Source organism: Brevundimonas sp., assembly GCF_029946145.1.
In the GTDB taxonomy this organism is placed as follows: domain Bacteria; phylum Pseudomonadota; class Alphaproteobacteria; order Caulobacterales; family Caulobacteraceae; genus Brevundimonas.
On the sequence record NZ_JAQSDY010000012.1, the window covers coordinates 14,975 to 30,345 of the forward strand.

The window sequence follows — 15,371 nt, forward strand, 5'->3', positions numbered from 1 at the left end:
CCGGGCGCGTGCGGTCTTGATCGCGCCCGACCGGGGCTGAAGAACCATCCGAAAGGGGAACCGGAATGACTGTTCAGGACCACCAGCCCGCCATCGGGCTAAAGCGCGTGCTGAAAAGCGTGCTCGCCGTGCTGGCGGGTTTCATCACCGTCGCGGCGTTGTCGACCCTCACCGACATCCCGCTCCACATCCTGGGGATCTACCCCCCAGAGGGCGAGCCGATGTTCGAGCCCGGGCTCAACATTCTGGCCCTGTCCTACCGGATCGCATTCACGATCCTTGGCGGCTATGTCACCGCCCGTCTGGCCCCGTCGAATCCCATGACCCACGTCCTGGTTCTGGGCGGCATAGGGCTGGTGATGGGGTCCCTGGGAGCCATGGTCTCGATGAACGCGAACCTGGGTCCGGACTGGTATCCGATCGCGCTGGTCGTCACCGCTGTGCCTGCCGTCTGGCTGGGCGGCTGGGTGCATCAGAAGACGTTATAGCCGGCCATTTATCCTGACCGACTCAACTCGAACCACGAGCAAACCCATGGATATGAAGCTTCAACTGATCCTGTTGCCCGTCGCCGATATCGACCGGTCCAGGGCGTTTTATGCCGAGAAAGCCGGCTTTCGGCTGGATCACGACCATGCTCCGAATGAGCATTTCCGGGTGGTTCAACTCACTCCGCCCGGTTCGGCCTGCTCGATCGCCTTCGGCAAGGGGCTGGGCCTGGCGGAGCCGGGCTCGGTCAAGGGCGTGCATCTGGTGGTCGATGACATTCAGGCGGCGCGCGCGACGCTGATCGGCGGGGGTGTCATGGTCAGCGAGGCCAACGAAATGGGTCCGGGAATGTGGTTCGCCCATTTCGAGGACCCGGACGGCAATAGCTGGGTGCTGCAGCAGATCGGCGGCTAGACCAGCTCGACGGCCACCGCCACGGCTTCACCGCCGCCGATGCACAGGCTGGCTATTCCCTTCTTGCCACCGCGGGCCTGAAGCGCGCTCAGCAGGGTGGCGAGGACCCGGGCGCCGGATGCCCCGATCGGGTGCCCCAGGGCCGTCGCGCCGCCGTTGACGTTCAGCCGGACGTGGTCGATGCCCAGTTCCTGCATCGCGATCATGGGGACGACGGCGAAGGCCTCGTTGATCTCCCACAGGTCGACATCGGCGACCGACCAGCCGGCCTTGTTCAACGCTTTCTGGATCGCCGGAACGGGGGCGGTGGTGAACAGGCCCGGCTCATGGGCATGGGCGGCGTGGCTGACGATGCGGGCGATGACAGGCAGGCCCAGCGCTCTGGCCACGCTCTCTCGCGTCATCACCAGGGCGGCGGCTCCGTCCGAGATCGAGGCCGCCGAGGCGGCGGTGATGGTGCCGTCCTTGCCGAAGGCGGGGCGTAGCGTCGGGATCTTCTCCGGCATGGCCTTGCCGGGCTGCTCGTCCTCGACGACCGTCTCGACGCCCTTGCGGGTGGTGACCTCGACGGGGGTGATTTCGGCCTTGAAGGCGCCCGAGGCGATGGCGTTACGGGCGCGCGTCAGGCTCTCGACCGCATAAGCATCCTGGGCCTCGCGGGTGAACTGATAGGTCCGGGCCGAATCTTCGGCGAAGGACCCCATCGGCTTTCCGGGGGAATAGGCATCCTCCAGCCCGTCCATCATCATGGAGTCGATGATGACGTCATGGCCGATGCGGGCGCCGCCGCGGTGCTTGGTCATCAGGTAGGGTGCGCCGGACATCGACTCCATGCCGCCGGCGACGATTACGTCGGCGCTGCCCGCGGCCCGCGAGTCCGAGGCCATCATCACCGCCTGCAGGCCCGAGCCGCACATCTTGTTGACTGTCGTCGCCTCGACATGCTGGCCAAGGCCCGCGCCGATGGCGGCCTGACGGGCCGGGGCCTGGCCCAGACCGGCCGGCAGGACACAGCCCATATAGATTTGTTCGACCTTCGCCGGCGGAACGCCCGCCCGCTCGACCGCAGCCCGGACGGCCGCCGCGCCCAGCTCGGTTGCCTTGACGCCGGACAGGGCGCCCTGGAAGCCCCCCATCGGGGTGCGGGCGAAGGAGACGATGACGACGGGGTCGGACATGGGAAGGCTACCCTGGGGAGGAGGAATTGCGGGGCTGGATGAGCTTCGGAGAGACGAAAGGCAACCGGCTCAGGCGACCTTTTCGCCGATTGCCAGTCGCGGCATGACGTCGCCGACGGTCGGACAATCCTTGGCGTGGACCAGCTGGATGTCGCGCGGTTTGACGATGGCGTTGCAATGTCCGCAGGCGATGCGCGGCGCCAGATCCTGACCGCACTCCTTGTGGATCATGGCGAAGCCGGAGTCCGTCTCGCCATACACATGGCGAGCGCCCCAGGCGTGCAGGGTGACCAGCACGCCGTACAGATCCTTGCCCTTGGCCGTCAGACGATACTCGTTGCGGGGCGGGCGTTCGGAATAGAGGTGCGGCTCCAGCACCCCGTGCTGGACCAGGGTCTTCAGCCGCGCGGCCAGGACGTTGCGGGCGACGCCGAGCCGCTCCTGCCACTGTTCGAACCGGCTGACCCCGTTGAAGGCGTCGCGAATGACCAGCAGGGTCCACGGATCGCCGATGATCTCGAGCGTCGCGGCGATCGAACAGCTCTGGCGAGAGTAGTCTGCGGTGCGTCCCATGGTGGGAAAGTGACCCTGCGTCAGCCGTTTGGCAAGAGGGTTGCCAATCTGGACGGACTGGGTCAGTCTTGTTTGGCTACGGAGTCGCCGCGGCGTTTCCTGATCCCGCACTTCGGGCGGAAGGCCTCCCCGTCTTCCGCCCGCCCTTTCTCCACGATAACGACACCGCATGACCCAGACCCTGGCCGAAGCCCTGACCCTCATTGACGACGACGCAGGGGGGCTGAAGACGCGACTGGACGGCGGATTTTCCAACGCCCCGCAGTCGGCGCCGCAGGCGCGCGGCGCCCCGTTCGGCGGACTCATGGCGGCTCTGGCGGCCGGGGCCATGCGTCGGGGCCTCGGAATCGAGGCCCCCCTTCAATCCCTGACCATCCAGTACCTCGCGGCGGCCCGGTTCGAGGACGCGGTCTTCACCCCGGTGATGAACCGCGGCGGCCGCAACGTCGCCTACGCCTCGGTCACAGGGGGACAGGGCGACCGCCTCGCCATACAGGCCCTCGGCACCTTCGGCCGGGACGTCGCCGGGCCGGTGCTGACGCCCCTGACCGCCTCGCCGCCGCCGGTCGAGGCTCTGGATTCGACCCCGCTGGATCCCCTCTTCGGTCCCTGGTTCACCCGCCACATCGACCACCGCTTCGTCGCCGGTCCGAAGCTGTTCGGCGAGAGCGCCGGCCAGACGCCCGAGCTGGGCTGCTGGATGCGCACCATCGACGCCGCGCCGCTGGACGAGGCCCGGCTGCTGTTCCTGCTGGACGGCCTGTACCCGACCTATTTCACGGCCTTTCCGGCGCCGCCGATCATCTCGGCCAGCGTCGACCTGCGCGCGGACCTGCTGACCGAACTGACGCCGGACACGTCACCGGAAGGCTGGGCGTATTTCCACTTCACCAGCCGCGACGTCGGCGGCGGCTGGGCCGTCGAGGACGGCGTCGCCCACGCGCCGGACGGACGGCCGCTGGCCCTGGTGCGACAGCGCCGGAAACTGCTGCCGACGCGTCCCTAGCTTCAGTCGCGACCGGTCGGGTATCGATTTTTGGCACGGTTTCCGGAATCGGGGCGCCAACCGTGCCACCGCGAAAGCGCATGATAATTCACGTCTTTATCGGCGTCTCCGCGATCAGGGGCGCCAACCGCGCCAGATTATCGGAAATTTCGCCGGGGATGCCGCTGAACCGCCGCGCCTGCTGTTCGATTTTCAAAGACCGTCACCAGGTCGCCCGGAGACGACGCCTCTGACATGGGTTCAGCCGAGAGACCGTCAAGGGCAGGTAAGGAATATATTCCTGTGGTGATCGCCGTTAGGCGCTAGCCGTGCAGGCCGCGCAGCTGGATCAGGGGGATGACGATATCCTCCTCGTCCTCCAGATGGCGCAGCAAAGGGCGGGCGTTTCCGGCGATCAGGTCCGACAGCCGGTCAGCCTTGTCGGCGGCGTCGGACGCACGGGCGGTCATGGCCTGATGAAAGGCCAGGCCATCCCGGAACAGGGCCTCCAGCGTCTCGTGGATGGCGTCGTGGTCGCGGTCCAGCAGGTCGATTCCCGCCCCGATCTTCGGCTCGATCCGCCGCATCATCGGGAAATACTGGCCGCTCTCGATGCGGTGGTGGCCGTCGAGGTGCTGCAGGAAGGACTGCAGCGCCGGGATCAGCTGGCGATGCAGGGCCGCGGAGTCCCCGTTAGCCCGCCACTGGGCGATCAGCCCGTCCATATGCGCCTGATGCCCCCGGAAGCTGGCGTGCATCTGCAGCCAGAAGGCGGCCGTCTCGTCGAGGGCCGAGGCCCAGCGGTCGCGCGGAAAGGCGTCCCGCAGATAGAGGAACTCGGCCGGCAGGGCGGCTCGCGCCGCCAGCGCCAGCGCGTCGGGCGTCTCAGACAATGGCGGTGGTCGTCTTGATGAAGCCGCCGCCCAGCAGGCGGTCGGGATCGGCCGGATCATAGAGGGCGCAGGCCTGACCGGGGGCCACGCCTTCCTCGCCGGTCTCGAACAGGACCGCGACGGCGCCGTCGATCAGGGCCAGCCGGGCCGGGGAGGGCGGTCGGGTCGAGCGGACGCGGGCCAGCACGGGCGCGCCGGCCTCGGCCGCCGCCTCGATGTCCGGCTCGTCGCCCAGCCAGTTGGTCTCGTCCAGCGTCAGCGACGCCGTCAGCAGGGCCTCGCGCGGGCCGACGATGACATGGCGCTTCGCCGGATCCAGCCTGGTCACGAACAGCGGCTCGCCCACGGCGACGTTCAGACCCCGGCGCTGGCCGATGGTGTAATCGGTGATGCCGGAGTGGCCGCCCAGCACCCGGCCATCCATGTGGACGATGTCGCCGGCCTCGCGCCCTTGCGGCCTCAGCTTGTCGATCAGGGTGCGGTAGTCGCCGTTGGGCACGAAGCAGATGTCCTGGCTGTCCGGCTTGGCGGCGATGCGCAGCCCCAGCTCCAGCGCCACGCCGCGCACCTGGGGCTTCTCCAGATCGGCCAGGGGGAAGCGCAGATAGTCCAGCTGCTGCGCCGTGGTGGCGAACAGGAAGTAGGACTGGTCGCGCGAATGGTCGATCGCCTTGCGCATCTGGACGCGGTCATTGACGACCGAGCGCCGGACATAGTGGCCCGTGGCCATGGCTTCGGCGCCCAGGTCTCGGGCGACGTCCAGCAGGTCGCGGAATTTGACCGTCTGGTTGCAGCGTATGCACGGCACCGGGGTCTGGCCGGCCAGATAGCTGTCGGCGAACTGGTCGATGACGGCGTCGCGGAAACGGCTTTCGTAGTCGAGGACATAGTGCGGAATGCCCAGGGTCTCCGCCGCCAGCCGGGCGTCGTGGATGTCCTGACCGGCGCAGCAGGCGCCCTTCTTCTTCAGCGCCGCGCCGTGGTCATAGAGCTGCAGGGTGACGCCGACGACGTCATAGCCGGCCTTGTGCAGCAGGGCGGCGACAACGGTGGAGTCCACCCCGCCCGACATGGCCGCCACCACGCGCGATCCGACCGGCAGGCCGACCGCCACCCGCGCCGACTCGATCGCCGCGTCCATGTCGGCCTTGCCGGTCATGGGGGCGATGGTCGGAACCGTGCAGATGTCCTCGGCGAGCGTCATGGCGCGCTATCTAGTGCGAAACCCGTGCGATTTCGAGGCCGGGCGAAAATGGAGCCGGAAACGACAACGGCCGCCCCCGTTTCCGGAAGCGGCCGCGGTCGGCTCGGGGAGAATGTCTTAAGGACGGCCGTAGTGCTGGATCCGCGTCGTGCGCAGGCCCTGCATGCCCCATTTGTCGATGGCCTTCTGCCAGGCCAGGAATTCCTCGGCCGTCAGGCGATAACGCGCCAGGGCGTCATCCAGGCTGATCAGACCGCCACGCACGGCGGCCACCACCTCAGCCTTGCGGCGGATCACCCAGCGATCGGTATTGGCCGGGGGAAGATCGTGCATCGTCAGCGGCGTACCCGTCGGGCCCACCACATATTGTTCGCCTCGGCTGTTAAGACGTCGCTCTTGCAACATGGGCTTATGCCTCATTGACCACCACCACTAAGCTCATGACCATAGCGGGAGGCGGCTAAGGGCCGTTTAAGCGTCGTGGTGAAGGAAAGCCTAAAATGCCTTCCGTCCACCCTCTCAATATTCAACAAAGGATTCATTGAGGTTTACGGCCCATTACTCAGGTATCAGCGTTTGATGCTGATCAGCTCGGCCAGCATTTCGTCGGCCGTGGTGATGATCTTGGACGATGCCGAATAGGCGCGCTGGGTGGTGATCAGGCCCGTGAACTCGGCGGAGAGGTCAACGGTCGAGGCTTCCAGCTGCGACGCGCCGATCAGGCCCGCGCCGCCGGTACCCGCGGCCTTGAGGTTGTAGGTGCCGGATCCCTGGCTGACGCGATAGGCGTTGCCCGAGGTCTGGGACAGGCTGTCCGGGCTGGGGAAGGTGGCCAGGGCGATCTGGGCGATCTGGCGCGTGACGCCGTTGTCGAAGATGGCGGTCACGAAGCCGGTGTCGTCGATCTTGACCTCGGACAGGTTGCCGAAGGCGGTGCCGTTGGTCAGCACGGCCTGGACCACCGAGGCGCTGTCGTATTGTGTAAGACCGCCTGCGGACGCCGACAGGTCGAACGACAGCGACTGGTCGTCGATGCCCAGGCCCGGGGCCCAGTTGAACGCGCCGGCCGCAGGAGCGGCGCTGTCCGACGACCCGAACGTCAGGCTTGCGGCCGTGGGATCGGGGAACAGGGCCGCCGCGCCCATCGCGGTCATGGCGTCCACGTCCAGCCGGCCGTCCTGGGTGAAGGCCACCAGTCCGGTTTTCAGCTGGCCATTGGTCAGGCCGGCGCCGGTAACGACGTCGGAAGCCGGGATCGCGCGGATCTCGGAATACCACTGGTTCGGCACCGTGCTCTTCAGGAAGGCGATCGCGACGGTGCGCTGGCCGCCCTTGGAATCCGAGACCGGGATGGTCAGTTCGAAGTCCGGTTTGACGCCCACGCCGGTTTCAGGATCCCACATGGCCATCGAGTTGGTCGTGGGGTCGTAGGCGTTGGCGCCCACGGGAACCGCCGTGGCGTCGGTCGCTTCGGCGGAGACCAGCTGGCTGGACTTTATGTTGGCGTTCAACTGGATGCGGGTGGTGGCCTCGGCCGTGCCGCCGACCGAGCCGACGTTGATGGTGCGCAGGCGGTTCAGGTCCGAAGGATCGGTGGCGATATTGCCTTCCGCATCCACCGGCCAGCCCTGCAGATACAGGCCGGCGGTGTTCTTCAGATAGCCCAGATTATCGACACTGAACGCACCGGCCCGGGTGAACAGGCGGGTGTCGGTGACCTGAAGGTTCTCGGGTTTCTCCGTAACGACGAAGAAGCCCTGGCCCGCGATGCCCAGGTCGGTGGCGGAGGTGGTCCGCTGCAGTTGTCCGGCCTGGCTCGTGTAGTGGCGCGCCGAGGCCATGACGCCGCCGGCGGAATAGCCGGCGCCCTGCGACTGGCTGTTGATCACGGTCTGGAACTCGCCGGCCGTGCGTTTGTAGCCGACGGTGTTCACGTTCGCGATGTTCTGCGAGATCGCCGCCAGGGCGGCGGAGTTTGCAGTCAGGCCGGACACGCCGGCGAGAAGTGCGCTGTTGATACTCATGGCGCGGGGCTCCTTACGAAAGACGGTTTGAAAGGGTCATGGAGGGGCGGATCAGGCCGCGAGGGCCGGGTCCTCTGTTTCTTCAAGCGCGATGATGGTGGAGAGCGGCACGATCGACTTGCCGATGGTCAGGAAGGCCTCGCCTTCGTACATCTCGACCCCGCTGATGCGGCCGCGGGTCAGAACCTGGGCGTCCACGGCGTCGCCGGCGCCGTTCTTGGCGACGATCTTCAGCGAATAGACCTGGCCGTCCTCGCCGTCGTTGCCGCTGGTCGCCGTGCCGTCCCAGGTGAACTCGTGCAGGCCGGTGGTCTTCGCCGGCGCGTCGCCGGACCAGACGACCTTGCCCGTTCCGTCCAGCACCTGAAGCGTGGCCGAGGCGGCGTTGGCGCCCAGTTCATAGGTCCAGCTCGCCTCGCCGCCGTCCATCTTGGTCGCCGACCAGGCCGCCGTGGCCTCCTTGCCGATATAGGTCGCCGCCTGACCGAGGCCGCCGCCGCCCTGGGCCGAAACCAGGCTCTTCAGCAGATCGTTGGTCAGCAACTGCTGTTCCACGCCGGCCATCTGGGTCAGCTGGGCGGTGAACTGGTTGGAGTCGACCGGCGACAGCGGGTCCTGGTTCTTCAACTGGGAGGTCAGCAGGGTCAGGAATGTTTCGAAATTGGAGGCCAGCATGCCCGTGCCGCTCTTGATCCGGGCGTCGGCGTTGCTAGTGCTCGTGACAGCGTCAACCATCGATCAGACCTTCAGATCCACGCCCGCGGGCGAGAGGGTGAGCGCCATCCAGCGGGGAGGCTGGGCGACGTCGATTTCGGCGTTCAGGCGGGAGGCGGCGGCGAAAGCGCGGTTCTGGCCCTCACGGGCGTCCTGCCCGCGGTCGAAGCCGCTGGATCCGCTGTCACGCTCCGCGAATTCGAAGGCGTCGTCCGCCATGTGGAAGCCGGCGTCCTCCAGCTCGCGCCGCAGGTCGTCGACCCGGCCGCGCAGATCGGTGGCCGCGGCCGGATTGTCGAATGCGAGGCGGGCGGCCAGGCGGCCTTCCGAGTCGATGTCCAGCTTTATGTCTACCCGGCCGAGGTCGTCGGGCGTCAGGGCCATTTCGAACCGCGTCGAACGCCCTTCCAGCTTGCGCAGAATCTGGGCGGCGATCTGGGCCGTGGCGTCGATGGTCGCGCGTGACAAGCCGGACAGGCTGGTCTCGCGGACCTGAGCGGCGGTCGCGCTGGAGTTTGCCCCGTTTTCCGGCGCCGCGGGCGCTGCGTCGATGGAAGGCTCGTCGGAGTTGGAGGCGACTTCCGCCCCCGCTCCGGGCGCGGTCTCGCCCGGCCCCGCTTGCCGATCCGGCACGCTCTGCGAGCTCGAGGCGGCGGATGCGCTCACCGTCACGGCCCCGGCGGCTGTCGCAGCCGGCGGGGAAGCAGAAGCGTCGGCTGCCTTGTCCAACGGCCGATCAAGCGGCCGCGAGGTCCGCTCGGCGAGCGCGCGCAATGGAGGGGGCGCTGGCTCCGGCGCGGTCCGGGGCACGGCGCCAGCGGCGGGGGTGGCCTTCGTCTCCGCAGTCTTCGCCTCCACAGTCTGCGCCGCCGCGACGGCCTTCGCAGTCTCCGTCGCCCCCACCGTTTCGGCTTTTCCGGTGGTCTCGCCGGTGGCCGCCGGAATGGGCTCCCCGGATACAGGAGCTTCAGAGCGAACCGGCGGCGCCGTTTCCGGCTTCGCCTGGGTAACCGGTGAAGCGGCGACAGGCGGCGGGGCGCTGCTGATCAGCGGCGGGGTGGATGGCTCGATTTCGGGCGCGGCTTCGCCCGGGGGCGGGGGCGACGCCGGCGCGCCCGCTTTAAGGACGGCGGGCGGCGCAGCGACCGGTACGGGAACGGGAACCGGCGGGGCCAGGACGATCGTCGTCGCAGCGGCCTTCGCGTCGTCGTTCGCGGGCGTCGCCACGGGCTCTTCCGTTTCGACGGACGCCGCGTCCTTGTCCAGGCAGGTTGTCAGCAGGCTCTTGAAACCGGTCGCGTCAGCGGAGCCGGCGGACCCTTGCGGGGCGCCGACTTTGGCAGACGTGATGAAGGACGGCAGAGCGAGGGCGGACATTAATCCCGGGGGATGGTCGCAACGGCGATGGTGACTTGGGCGCCTGCTGCGCCGGACATTCGAACTCCATGGCGCAAGTCGCGGGCCAACCGGACGTACAGCAGGAAGCGGCTGAAAATACGTGAGAAAATAAAACGAACCGATCGGTGGCGACCCCTCGTGTCCGGTGAAACTTGCCGCGTGCCGACGATTCTTGCCCGGCGCCGTCCGACCTGGGAGCAGTGCGAACGCGGCTGGCCCGCCGCTTGCGCTCCTGAATGGTCATGACCCAGGCGCGAAACGCCATAGCGCGTAAAATCAAAGGCTTGCCGGATTCGTTCTCGCGGAACGCCGGGCAAAAAACGCTCGTCGGCTGGCAGAGCTTGCCGGGCGCCGCTCGTAGGGAGGCCGCCGGATGTCGCTGAACGCCATCATGAACACGGCGACCTCGGGGCTGGCCACTGCCCAGACCCAGTTGCGCGTGGTCTCGGACAACGTCTCCAACGTCAACACACCCGGCTATGTCCGCAAGATCGCGGATCAGACCACCCTGACCAGCCAGGGCATGGGCTCGGGCGTCGAGGTTTCGCGCATCCGCCTGGCGACGGACCGCTTCCTTCAGGCCGCCAGCCTGAACGCCGGCGCGAACGCCGCGCGCGAGGGCGTGCGTTACGAACTGTACGACCGCATTCAGTCGCTGTTTGGCGATCCCGGCGGGGATAGCGGCTTCTTCTCCCAGGTCGACGGCGTGTTCTCGGCCTTCGCCGCCAGCGCCGAAGATCCGACCTCGTCGCCGCGCCGCCAGGACGCCCTGTTCAAGACCCAGGCCCTGTTCGACGAGGCGGGCCGTATCGGCAAACAGATCCAGGCGGTTCGCGAGGACGCCGACGGTCGCATCCAGAGCGCGGTGGAGAAGACCAACGGCCTGCTCAAGCAGATCGAGAGCCTGAACCTGGAGATCGCCCGCGCGACGGCCGTGGAGGGCGACTCCTCAGGCGCGGAAACGGCCCAGGCCGCTCTCATCGGACAGCTGGCCGAACTGGTCGACATCCGGGTTTCGGTTCGGTCGGTCGGCGGCGTGTCGATCCGCACGGGTGCGGGAACCCTGCTGGCCGGCGAGGGCGCGGCGACCCTGGAGTACAACAGGGCCGGCACGGTCACCGGCGAGACGGCTTTCAACGAAATCTGGATCACCGAGCCCGGCGGCCAGAAGCGCTCGTTGCTGGACAGCGTCACCTCGGGCGAGATCAAGGGCCTGGTCGAACTGCGCGACATCGAGGCGCCGGCGGCCGCTGAACGGCTGGCGGAATTGGTGTCCCATGTCGCCGATGAGCTGAACCGGGCCCACAACACCAACTCTTCGGTGCCCGCCCCGGTCAGCCTGACCGGCCGCAATGTGGGCCAGTCGTTCGTGAGCGCCATAGAGGGGTTCACTGGCCGGACGACGGTCGCGGTGACCAACGCTGCGGGCGTCATTCAGAGCCGGGCGGACATTGTCTTCTCGGGCGCGACCATGACGGTGAACGGCGCGGCCACGACGCCAGCCAACTTCCTGGTCGAGCTGAACCTCCAGCTGGGCGGAGCGGCCACGGCCAGCTTCGCCAACGGGCGGCTGAGCATCACCGCCACCGCTCCCAACGGCGTCGCCGTCGCAGACGATGCGACCGCGCCGTCTGACAAGGTGGGACGGGGCTTCTCGCACTATTTCGGCCTGAATGACCTGATCTCGACCGATCGCCCCGCCTTCTACGACAACGGCCTGACGGTGAGCTCTCCGCACGGCTTCACCGCGGGCGAGACGCTGACGTTCCGTTTTACGGGCGAAAGCGGCGCGCGGCTGCGCGATCTGGAGGTCGCGGTCCCGCCGGGCGGGACGGTGGGCGATCTGATCACCAGGCTGAACGACCCTGCCCTGGGCATTGGTCGGTTCGGCGCCTTCGCCCTCGCGCCGGACGGCTCCCTGAGCTTCACGGGCTACGGCAATCCGGCCCCGACCCTCAGCGTCCTGGCGGACACCACGACCCAGGCGCCGTCGGGCGTGTCGGTGACCGAGCTGTTCGGCATCGCCGGCGGGGTCCGCTCGTCGCGCGCCGACGGCTTCTCGTTGCGCACTGACATACGCCAGACGCCATCGAGATTGGCGCTCGCTCAACTCAACCTGTCGGCGGCCGCCGGCACGCCCGCCCTGAGCACGGGCGACGGTCGCGGTGCATTGATCCTGGCCGACGCCGGGGAACGGTCGTCCAATTTCCAGCCGGCCGGCGGGTCGACGGGCGGTTCGATCTCGGTGTCGCGCTACGCTTCCGAACTGTCCGGCGAGATTGGCGGCCGCGCGGCGGCCGCCAAGAACCGCCAGGAGACGTCGGCCGCCCTGTATACCGAGGCCAGCTCCCGCCAGATCGCGCACGAGGGCGTCAATCTGGACGAGGAACTGGTGCTGATGACGACCTACCAGCAGGCCTTCAACGCCTCCGCTCGCCTGATCCAGGCGTGCAAGGACATGTACGATACGCTGATCGGGATGATCTGATGACCCGCGTCGCCACCTACGGAAACTATCAGTCAGCGCTGCTGAACCTGATGAATACCCAGATCCGGTCGGCCGAGGCCCAGGAGCGGGTGTCGACCCAGAAGAACGCGACCGATCTGACCGGCTTTGGCCGCCAGTCCGAGACGCTGACGGCGTTGAAGGGGGCGCAGAGTCGCATCCAGGGCTTCATCGACACAGCCGAAGCCGTGACGTCGCGCCTCACCACCCAGGATCTGGCCATGAACCAGATCAACGACGGCATCAGCGGTCTGCGCGAAGCCATCGGTGACGCGCTCTCCACGGATTCCGCAGGGTCGCTCATGCTGGAGATGGAAGGTCAGTTCCAGTCGATTCGGGGCGGCCTGAACATGCGACATCAGGGCGGTTACCTGTTCGCCGGCGCCTCGACCACGACCGCGCCGCTTGATGCGGCCAACCTGACCGAATTGTCCGCCGCGCCCAGCGTCGCCTCCGTCTTCAGGAACGACACCTTAAAGACGGCCAGCCGCGTCGCGGACGGAACGACGCTGGAAACCGGCTTTCTCGCCGACGAGCTGGGCACGGATGTGCTGGGCATTCTGCGCGACGTGCAGAATTTCCACACAACGGTGGGGCAGGGGCCTCTGACCGGCAAGCTGACCGAAGCGCAGAAGACCTTTCTGACCACCCAGCTCGGCCGGCTGGAACAGGCCGCAACGGCGGTCATCGACAAGGTCGCCAAGACCGGCTCCCTGGCCAAGCAGGTGGAGAGCATTTCGACCGGCCATACGGCCCAGAAGAATGCGCTGGACGAACTGGTGTCGGGCCGCACGGATGCGGACATGGCCAAGGCGGTGACCGATCTCCAGCTGTCGCAGATCGCCATCCAGGCCTCCGCCCAGGTGATCGGCCAACTCCGCCAGGTCTCCCTGCTCAACTATCTGAGTTGACACGACAAGCAGCCGGGCGACCAGGCCTGGCGCGCGTCCGAAGGTTGCCTTGACCCGTAAACAGCTGAAACCGTGACCGAACGAATACGGCCGCGCTGCGTTGTGAGGTCTGCCCCAGCTTTGCCGTTTGGCGACGTAGGCAAAGCCGGCGGCGTAATCTAGGTAGGGCCATGGCTGAAGCGGATTTCCAGATCGACGATGGCGGACCGGGTCTGACCCTGCGTCTGACCGGCGACTGGACAGCGACCGAACTGGGTCAGGTCTCGCGCCGGCTCGACGAAGGGTTGCATGACCGCAAGGTCGAGGCGGTGGACCTTTCCGACATGGGCCGGTTCGACACGGCCGGCGCCCTGGCCATCGTTCAGGCCGCCAACTGCATTCTGCCGCAGTCCGCCTGGGTTCAGCGTCCGGAGGCTGGCCGCACCTACGCCATGGTCGAGAAGCTGGAGCGCGAGAGCGCCGTCCCGCCCAGGCAGTCTCCCGGATGGGTGCGCGGTTTCGCCAAGGTCGGGCGCGGCGTGGGCGACATCGCGGCCGAGGCCACCTTGTCGATGGCTTTCCTCGGCCGGCTGATCGTGGCGGTCGGAACGGCCCTGCGCCATCCCGGCCGGATTCGCTGGGCTGCATGGTTCAGCCAGGGCGAGAGGGCGGGTCTGGACGCCATTCCGATCATCGCCACAACGAATTTCTTCATCGGCGCGGTTATCGCCTTTCTGGGCGCCAATCTGCTGACCCAGTTCGGAGCGGGCGTCTTTACCGTGCAGTTGGTCGCTGTGTCGGTGCTGCGTGAGTTCGCCGTGGTCATCACGTCTGTGCTGCTGGCCGGCCGGTCGTCCTCGTCATTCGCGGCCGAGATCGGCTCGATGCGGATGAACCAGGAGGTCGACGCCATGCAGGTGATGGGGGTCAACCCGTTCCAGGCGCTGGTGATCCCTCGCCTTGCAGCGATGCTGGCCATGCTGCCGCTGCTGACCTTCATCGGCATGATCGCCGGTCTGTTTGGCGGTCTGATCGTGACCTGGGCCGAACTCGGCTATGGGCCCGCATTCTTCATTCAGCGAATGACCGAGGATCCGAAGATGAGCACCCACCTTGGGGTCGGATTGCTCAAGGCGCCGGTCTTCGCTGTGGTTATCGCGGCGATCGGCTGCCGCCAGGGCATGGCCGTGGCGGGTGACGTGGAGAGCCTGGGCCGCCGGGTCACCGCTGCCGTGGTCCAGGCCATCTTCGCCATCATCTTCCTGGACGCCGTTTTCGCGATGGTCTTCCTGGAGCTGAACTGGTGACCGCCCCGGCCGCGAATCCGGCAAGCGCGCCCGAACATCTGATTGAGGTGCGCGGTCTGCTGAGCCAGTTCGGCGAACGGATCATCCACGAAAACCTCGATCTCGTCGTCGAGCGCGGTGAGGTGTTGGGCGTGGTCGGCGGCTCCGGCTCCGGCAAGACGGTTCTGTTGAACTCGATCATCGGCCTCAAGGAGCCGGAGGGCGGGTCGGTCAGCATCCTGGGCTACGACCGCGCGACCATGACAGCGGACGAAGAGGCTGACGTCGAGCGCCGAACAGGGATTCTGTTCCAGCAAGGCGCCCTGTTCTCCGCGCTGAGCGTCATCGAGAATGTCGCGTCGCCGCTGGTCGAGCATACCCGGTTGCCAAAGAACGTGATCCGCGAGCTGGCCGAGATGAAGATCGCCATGGTCGGTCTGAGGCCGGACTCACACCACCTGAAGCCCGCCGAACTTTCCGGCGGCATGCGCAAGCGCGTCGGCCTCGCCCGCGCCCTGGCGCTGGATCCGGAACTGCTGTTCCTCGACGAACCGACCGCCGGCCTCGATCCTATCGGGGCCGCAGCCTTTGATGACCTGATCCGAAGGCTGGCTGACGATCTCGGTCTGACCGTGTTCATGATCACCCACGACCTCGACAGTCTGTATGCCATCACTGACAAGGTGGCCGTGGTCGCCGACAAACGCATTGTAGCCAAGGCGACGGTTCAGGAACTCGAGCGTTCTGATCACCCCTGGATCAAGGAATACTTTCTGGGGCCGCGCGGTCGCGCTGCCGACAGAGCCGCCTGAGGAGA

Annotated in this window: 15 protein-coding genes; 7 read left to right on the forward strand and 8 right to left on the reverse strand. The window is 67.2% G+C overall.

The window, feature by feature from the left end; translation table 11 throughout:
* Positions 1 to 65: 65 nt before the first annotated feature.
* Positions 66 to 488, forward strand: a complete 423-nt coding sequence (locus tag PSV23_RS04440; RefSeq protein WP_300466314.1) for a hypothetical protein — start codon at positions 66 to 68, stop codon at positions 486 to 488.
* Between the two features lie 46 nt (positions 489 to 534).
* Complete coding sequence (locus tag PSV23_RS04445; protein ID WP_300466315.1) at positions 535 to 903, forward strand: VOC family protein; 369 nt, start codon at positions 535 to 537, stop codon at positions 901 to 903.
* Here the strand turns inward: PSV23_RS04445 and PSV23_RS04450 are convergent.
* Both PSV23_RS04450 and PSV23_RS04455 read right to left on the reverse strand, forming a co-directional pair.
* On the reverse strand, positions 900 to 2,081 hold the full coding sequence (locus PSV23_RS04450; RefSeq protein ID WP_300466316.1) for an acetyl-CoA C-acyltransferase: 1,182 nt from the start codon (positions 2,079 to 2,081) through the stop codon (positions 900 to 902). The genes PSV23_RS04445 and PSV23_RS04450 overlap by 4 nt on opposite strands.
* A gap of 69 nt (positions 2,082 to 2,150) precedes the next feature.
* Positions 2,151 to 2,654 carry a helix-turn-helix domain-containing protein gene (locus tag PSV23_RS04455; RefSeq protein WP_300466317.1) on the reverse strand — a complete coding sequence of 168 codons (504 nt, stop codon included), beginning with the start codon at positions 2,652 to 2,654 and terminating at the stop codon, positions 2,151 to 2,153.
* 169 nt (positions 2,655 to 2,823) lie between these two features.
* On the opposite strand from PSV23_RS04455, the gene PSV23_RS04460 reads away from it, so the two are divergent.
* The gene (locus PSV23_RS04460) at positions 2,824 to 3,660 is read left to right on the forward strand and encodes a thioesterase family protein (RefSeq protein WP_300466318.1); all 837 of its coding nucleotides are present in this window, start codon (positions 2,824 to 2,826) and stop codon (positions 3,658 to 3,660) included.
* A 302-nt stretch (positions 3,661 to 3,962) separates the two neighbouring features.
* On the opposite strand, the gene PSV23_RS04465 is transcribed toward PSV23_RS04460, so the two are convergent.
* The 6 genes from PSV23_RS04465 to PSV23_RS04490 form a co-directional block, all read right to left on the reverse strand.
* Positions 3,963 to 4,532 carry a hemerythrin domain-containing protein gene (locus PSV23_RS04465; protein WP_300466319.1) on the reverse strand — a complete coding sequence of 190 codons (570 nt, stop codon included), beginning with the start codon at positions 4,530 to 4,532 and terminating at the stop codon, positions 3,963 to 3,965.
* Positions 4,525 to 5,736: a tRNA 2-thiouridine(34) synthase MnmA gene (gene mnmA, locus PSV23_RS04470; protein WP_370460997.1), complete on the reverse strand. Its 1,212-nt coding sequence runs from the start codon at positions 5,734 to 5,736 to the stop codon at positions 4,525 to 4,527. Before mnmA ends, PSV23_RS04465 begins: the two co-directional genes overlap by 8 nt.
* A gap of 117 nt (positions 5,737 to 5,853) precedes the next feature.
* A complete protein-coding gene (locus PSV23_RS04475; protein WP_055831520.1) occupies positions 5,854 to 6,141 on the reverse strand; it encodes a DUF1153 domain-containing protein in 288 nt (95 codons plus the stop codon).
* A 164-nt stretch (positions 6,142 to 6,305) separates the two neighbouring features.
* Entirely contained in the window at positions 6,306 to 7,760 is a 1,455-nt protein-coding gene (flgE, locus tag PSV23_RS04480; RefSeq protein WP_300466320.1) for a flagellar hook protein FlgE, read from the reverse strand.
* A 51-nt stretch (positions 7,761 to 7,811) separates the two neighbouring features.
* Entirely contained in the window at positions 7,812 to 8,495 is a 684-nt protein-coding gene (locus PSV23_RS04485) for a flagellar hook assembly protein FlgD (RefSeq protein ID WP_300466321.1), read from the reverse strand.
* 3 nt (positions 8,496 to 8,498) lie between these two features.
* Positions 8,499 to 9,701, reverse strand: a complete 1,203-nt coding sequence (locus tag PSV23_RS04490) for a flagellar hook-length control protein FliK (protein WP_300466322.1) — start codon at positions 9,699 to 9,701, stop codon at positions 8,499 to 8,501.
* Between the two features lie 544 nt (positions 9,702 to 10,245).
* Here PSV23_RS04490 and flgK point away from each other — a divergent pair.
* The 4 genes from flgK (at position 10,246) to PSV23_RS04510 (ending at position 15,366) form a co-directional block, all read left to right on the forward strand.
* Positions 10,246 to 12,360 carry a flagellar hook-associated protein FlgK gene (gene flgK, locus PSV23_RS04495; protein ID WP_300466323.1) on the forward strand — a complete coding sequence of 705 codons (2,115 nt, stop codon included), beginning with the start codon at positions 10,246 to 10,248 and terminating at the stop codon, positions 12,358 to 12,360.
* Positions 12,360 to 13,289 (forward strand): flagellin, encoded by a 930-nt coding sequence (locus PSV23_RS04500; protein WP_300466324.1) that lies wholly within the window; start codon positions 12,360 to 12,362, stop codon positions 13,287 to 13,289. The genes flgK and PSV23_RS04500 overlap by 1 nt, the downstream gene beginning before the upstream one ends.
* A gap of 170 nt (positions 13,290 to 13,459) precedes the next feature.
* A complete protein-coding gene (locus PSV23_RS04505; RefSeq protein ID WP_300466325.1) occupies positions 13,460 to 14,575 on the forward strand; it encodes an ABC transporter permease in 1,116 nt (371 codons plus the stop codon).
* Positions 14,572 to 15,366 (forward strand): ABC transporter ATP-binding protein, encoded by a 795-nt coding sequence (locus tag PSV23_RS04510; protein ID WP_300466326.1) that lies wholly within the window; start codon positions 14,572 to 14,574, stop codon positions 15,364 to 15,366. Before PSV23_RS04505 ends, PSV23_RS04510 begins: the two co-directional genes overlap by 4 nt.
* Positions 15,367 to 15,371 lie beyond the last annotated feature (5 nt).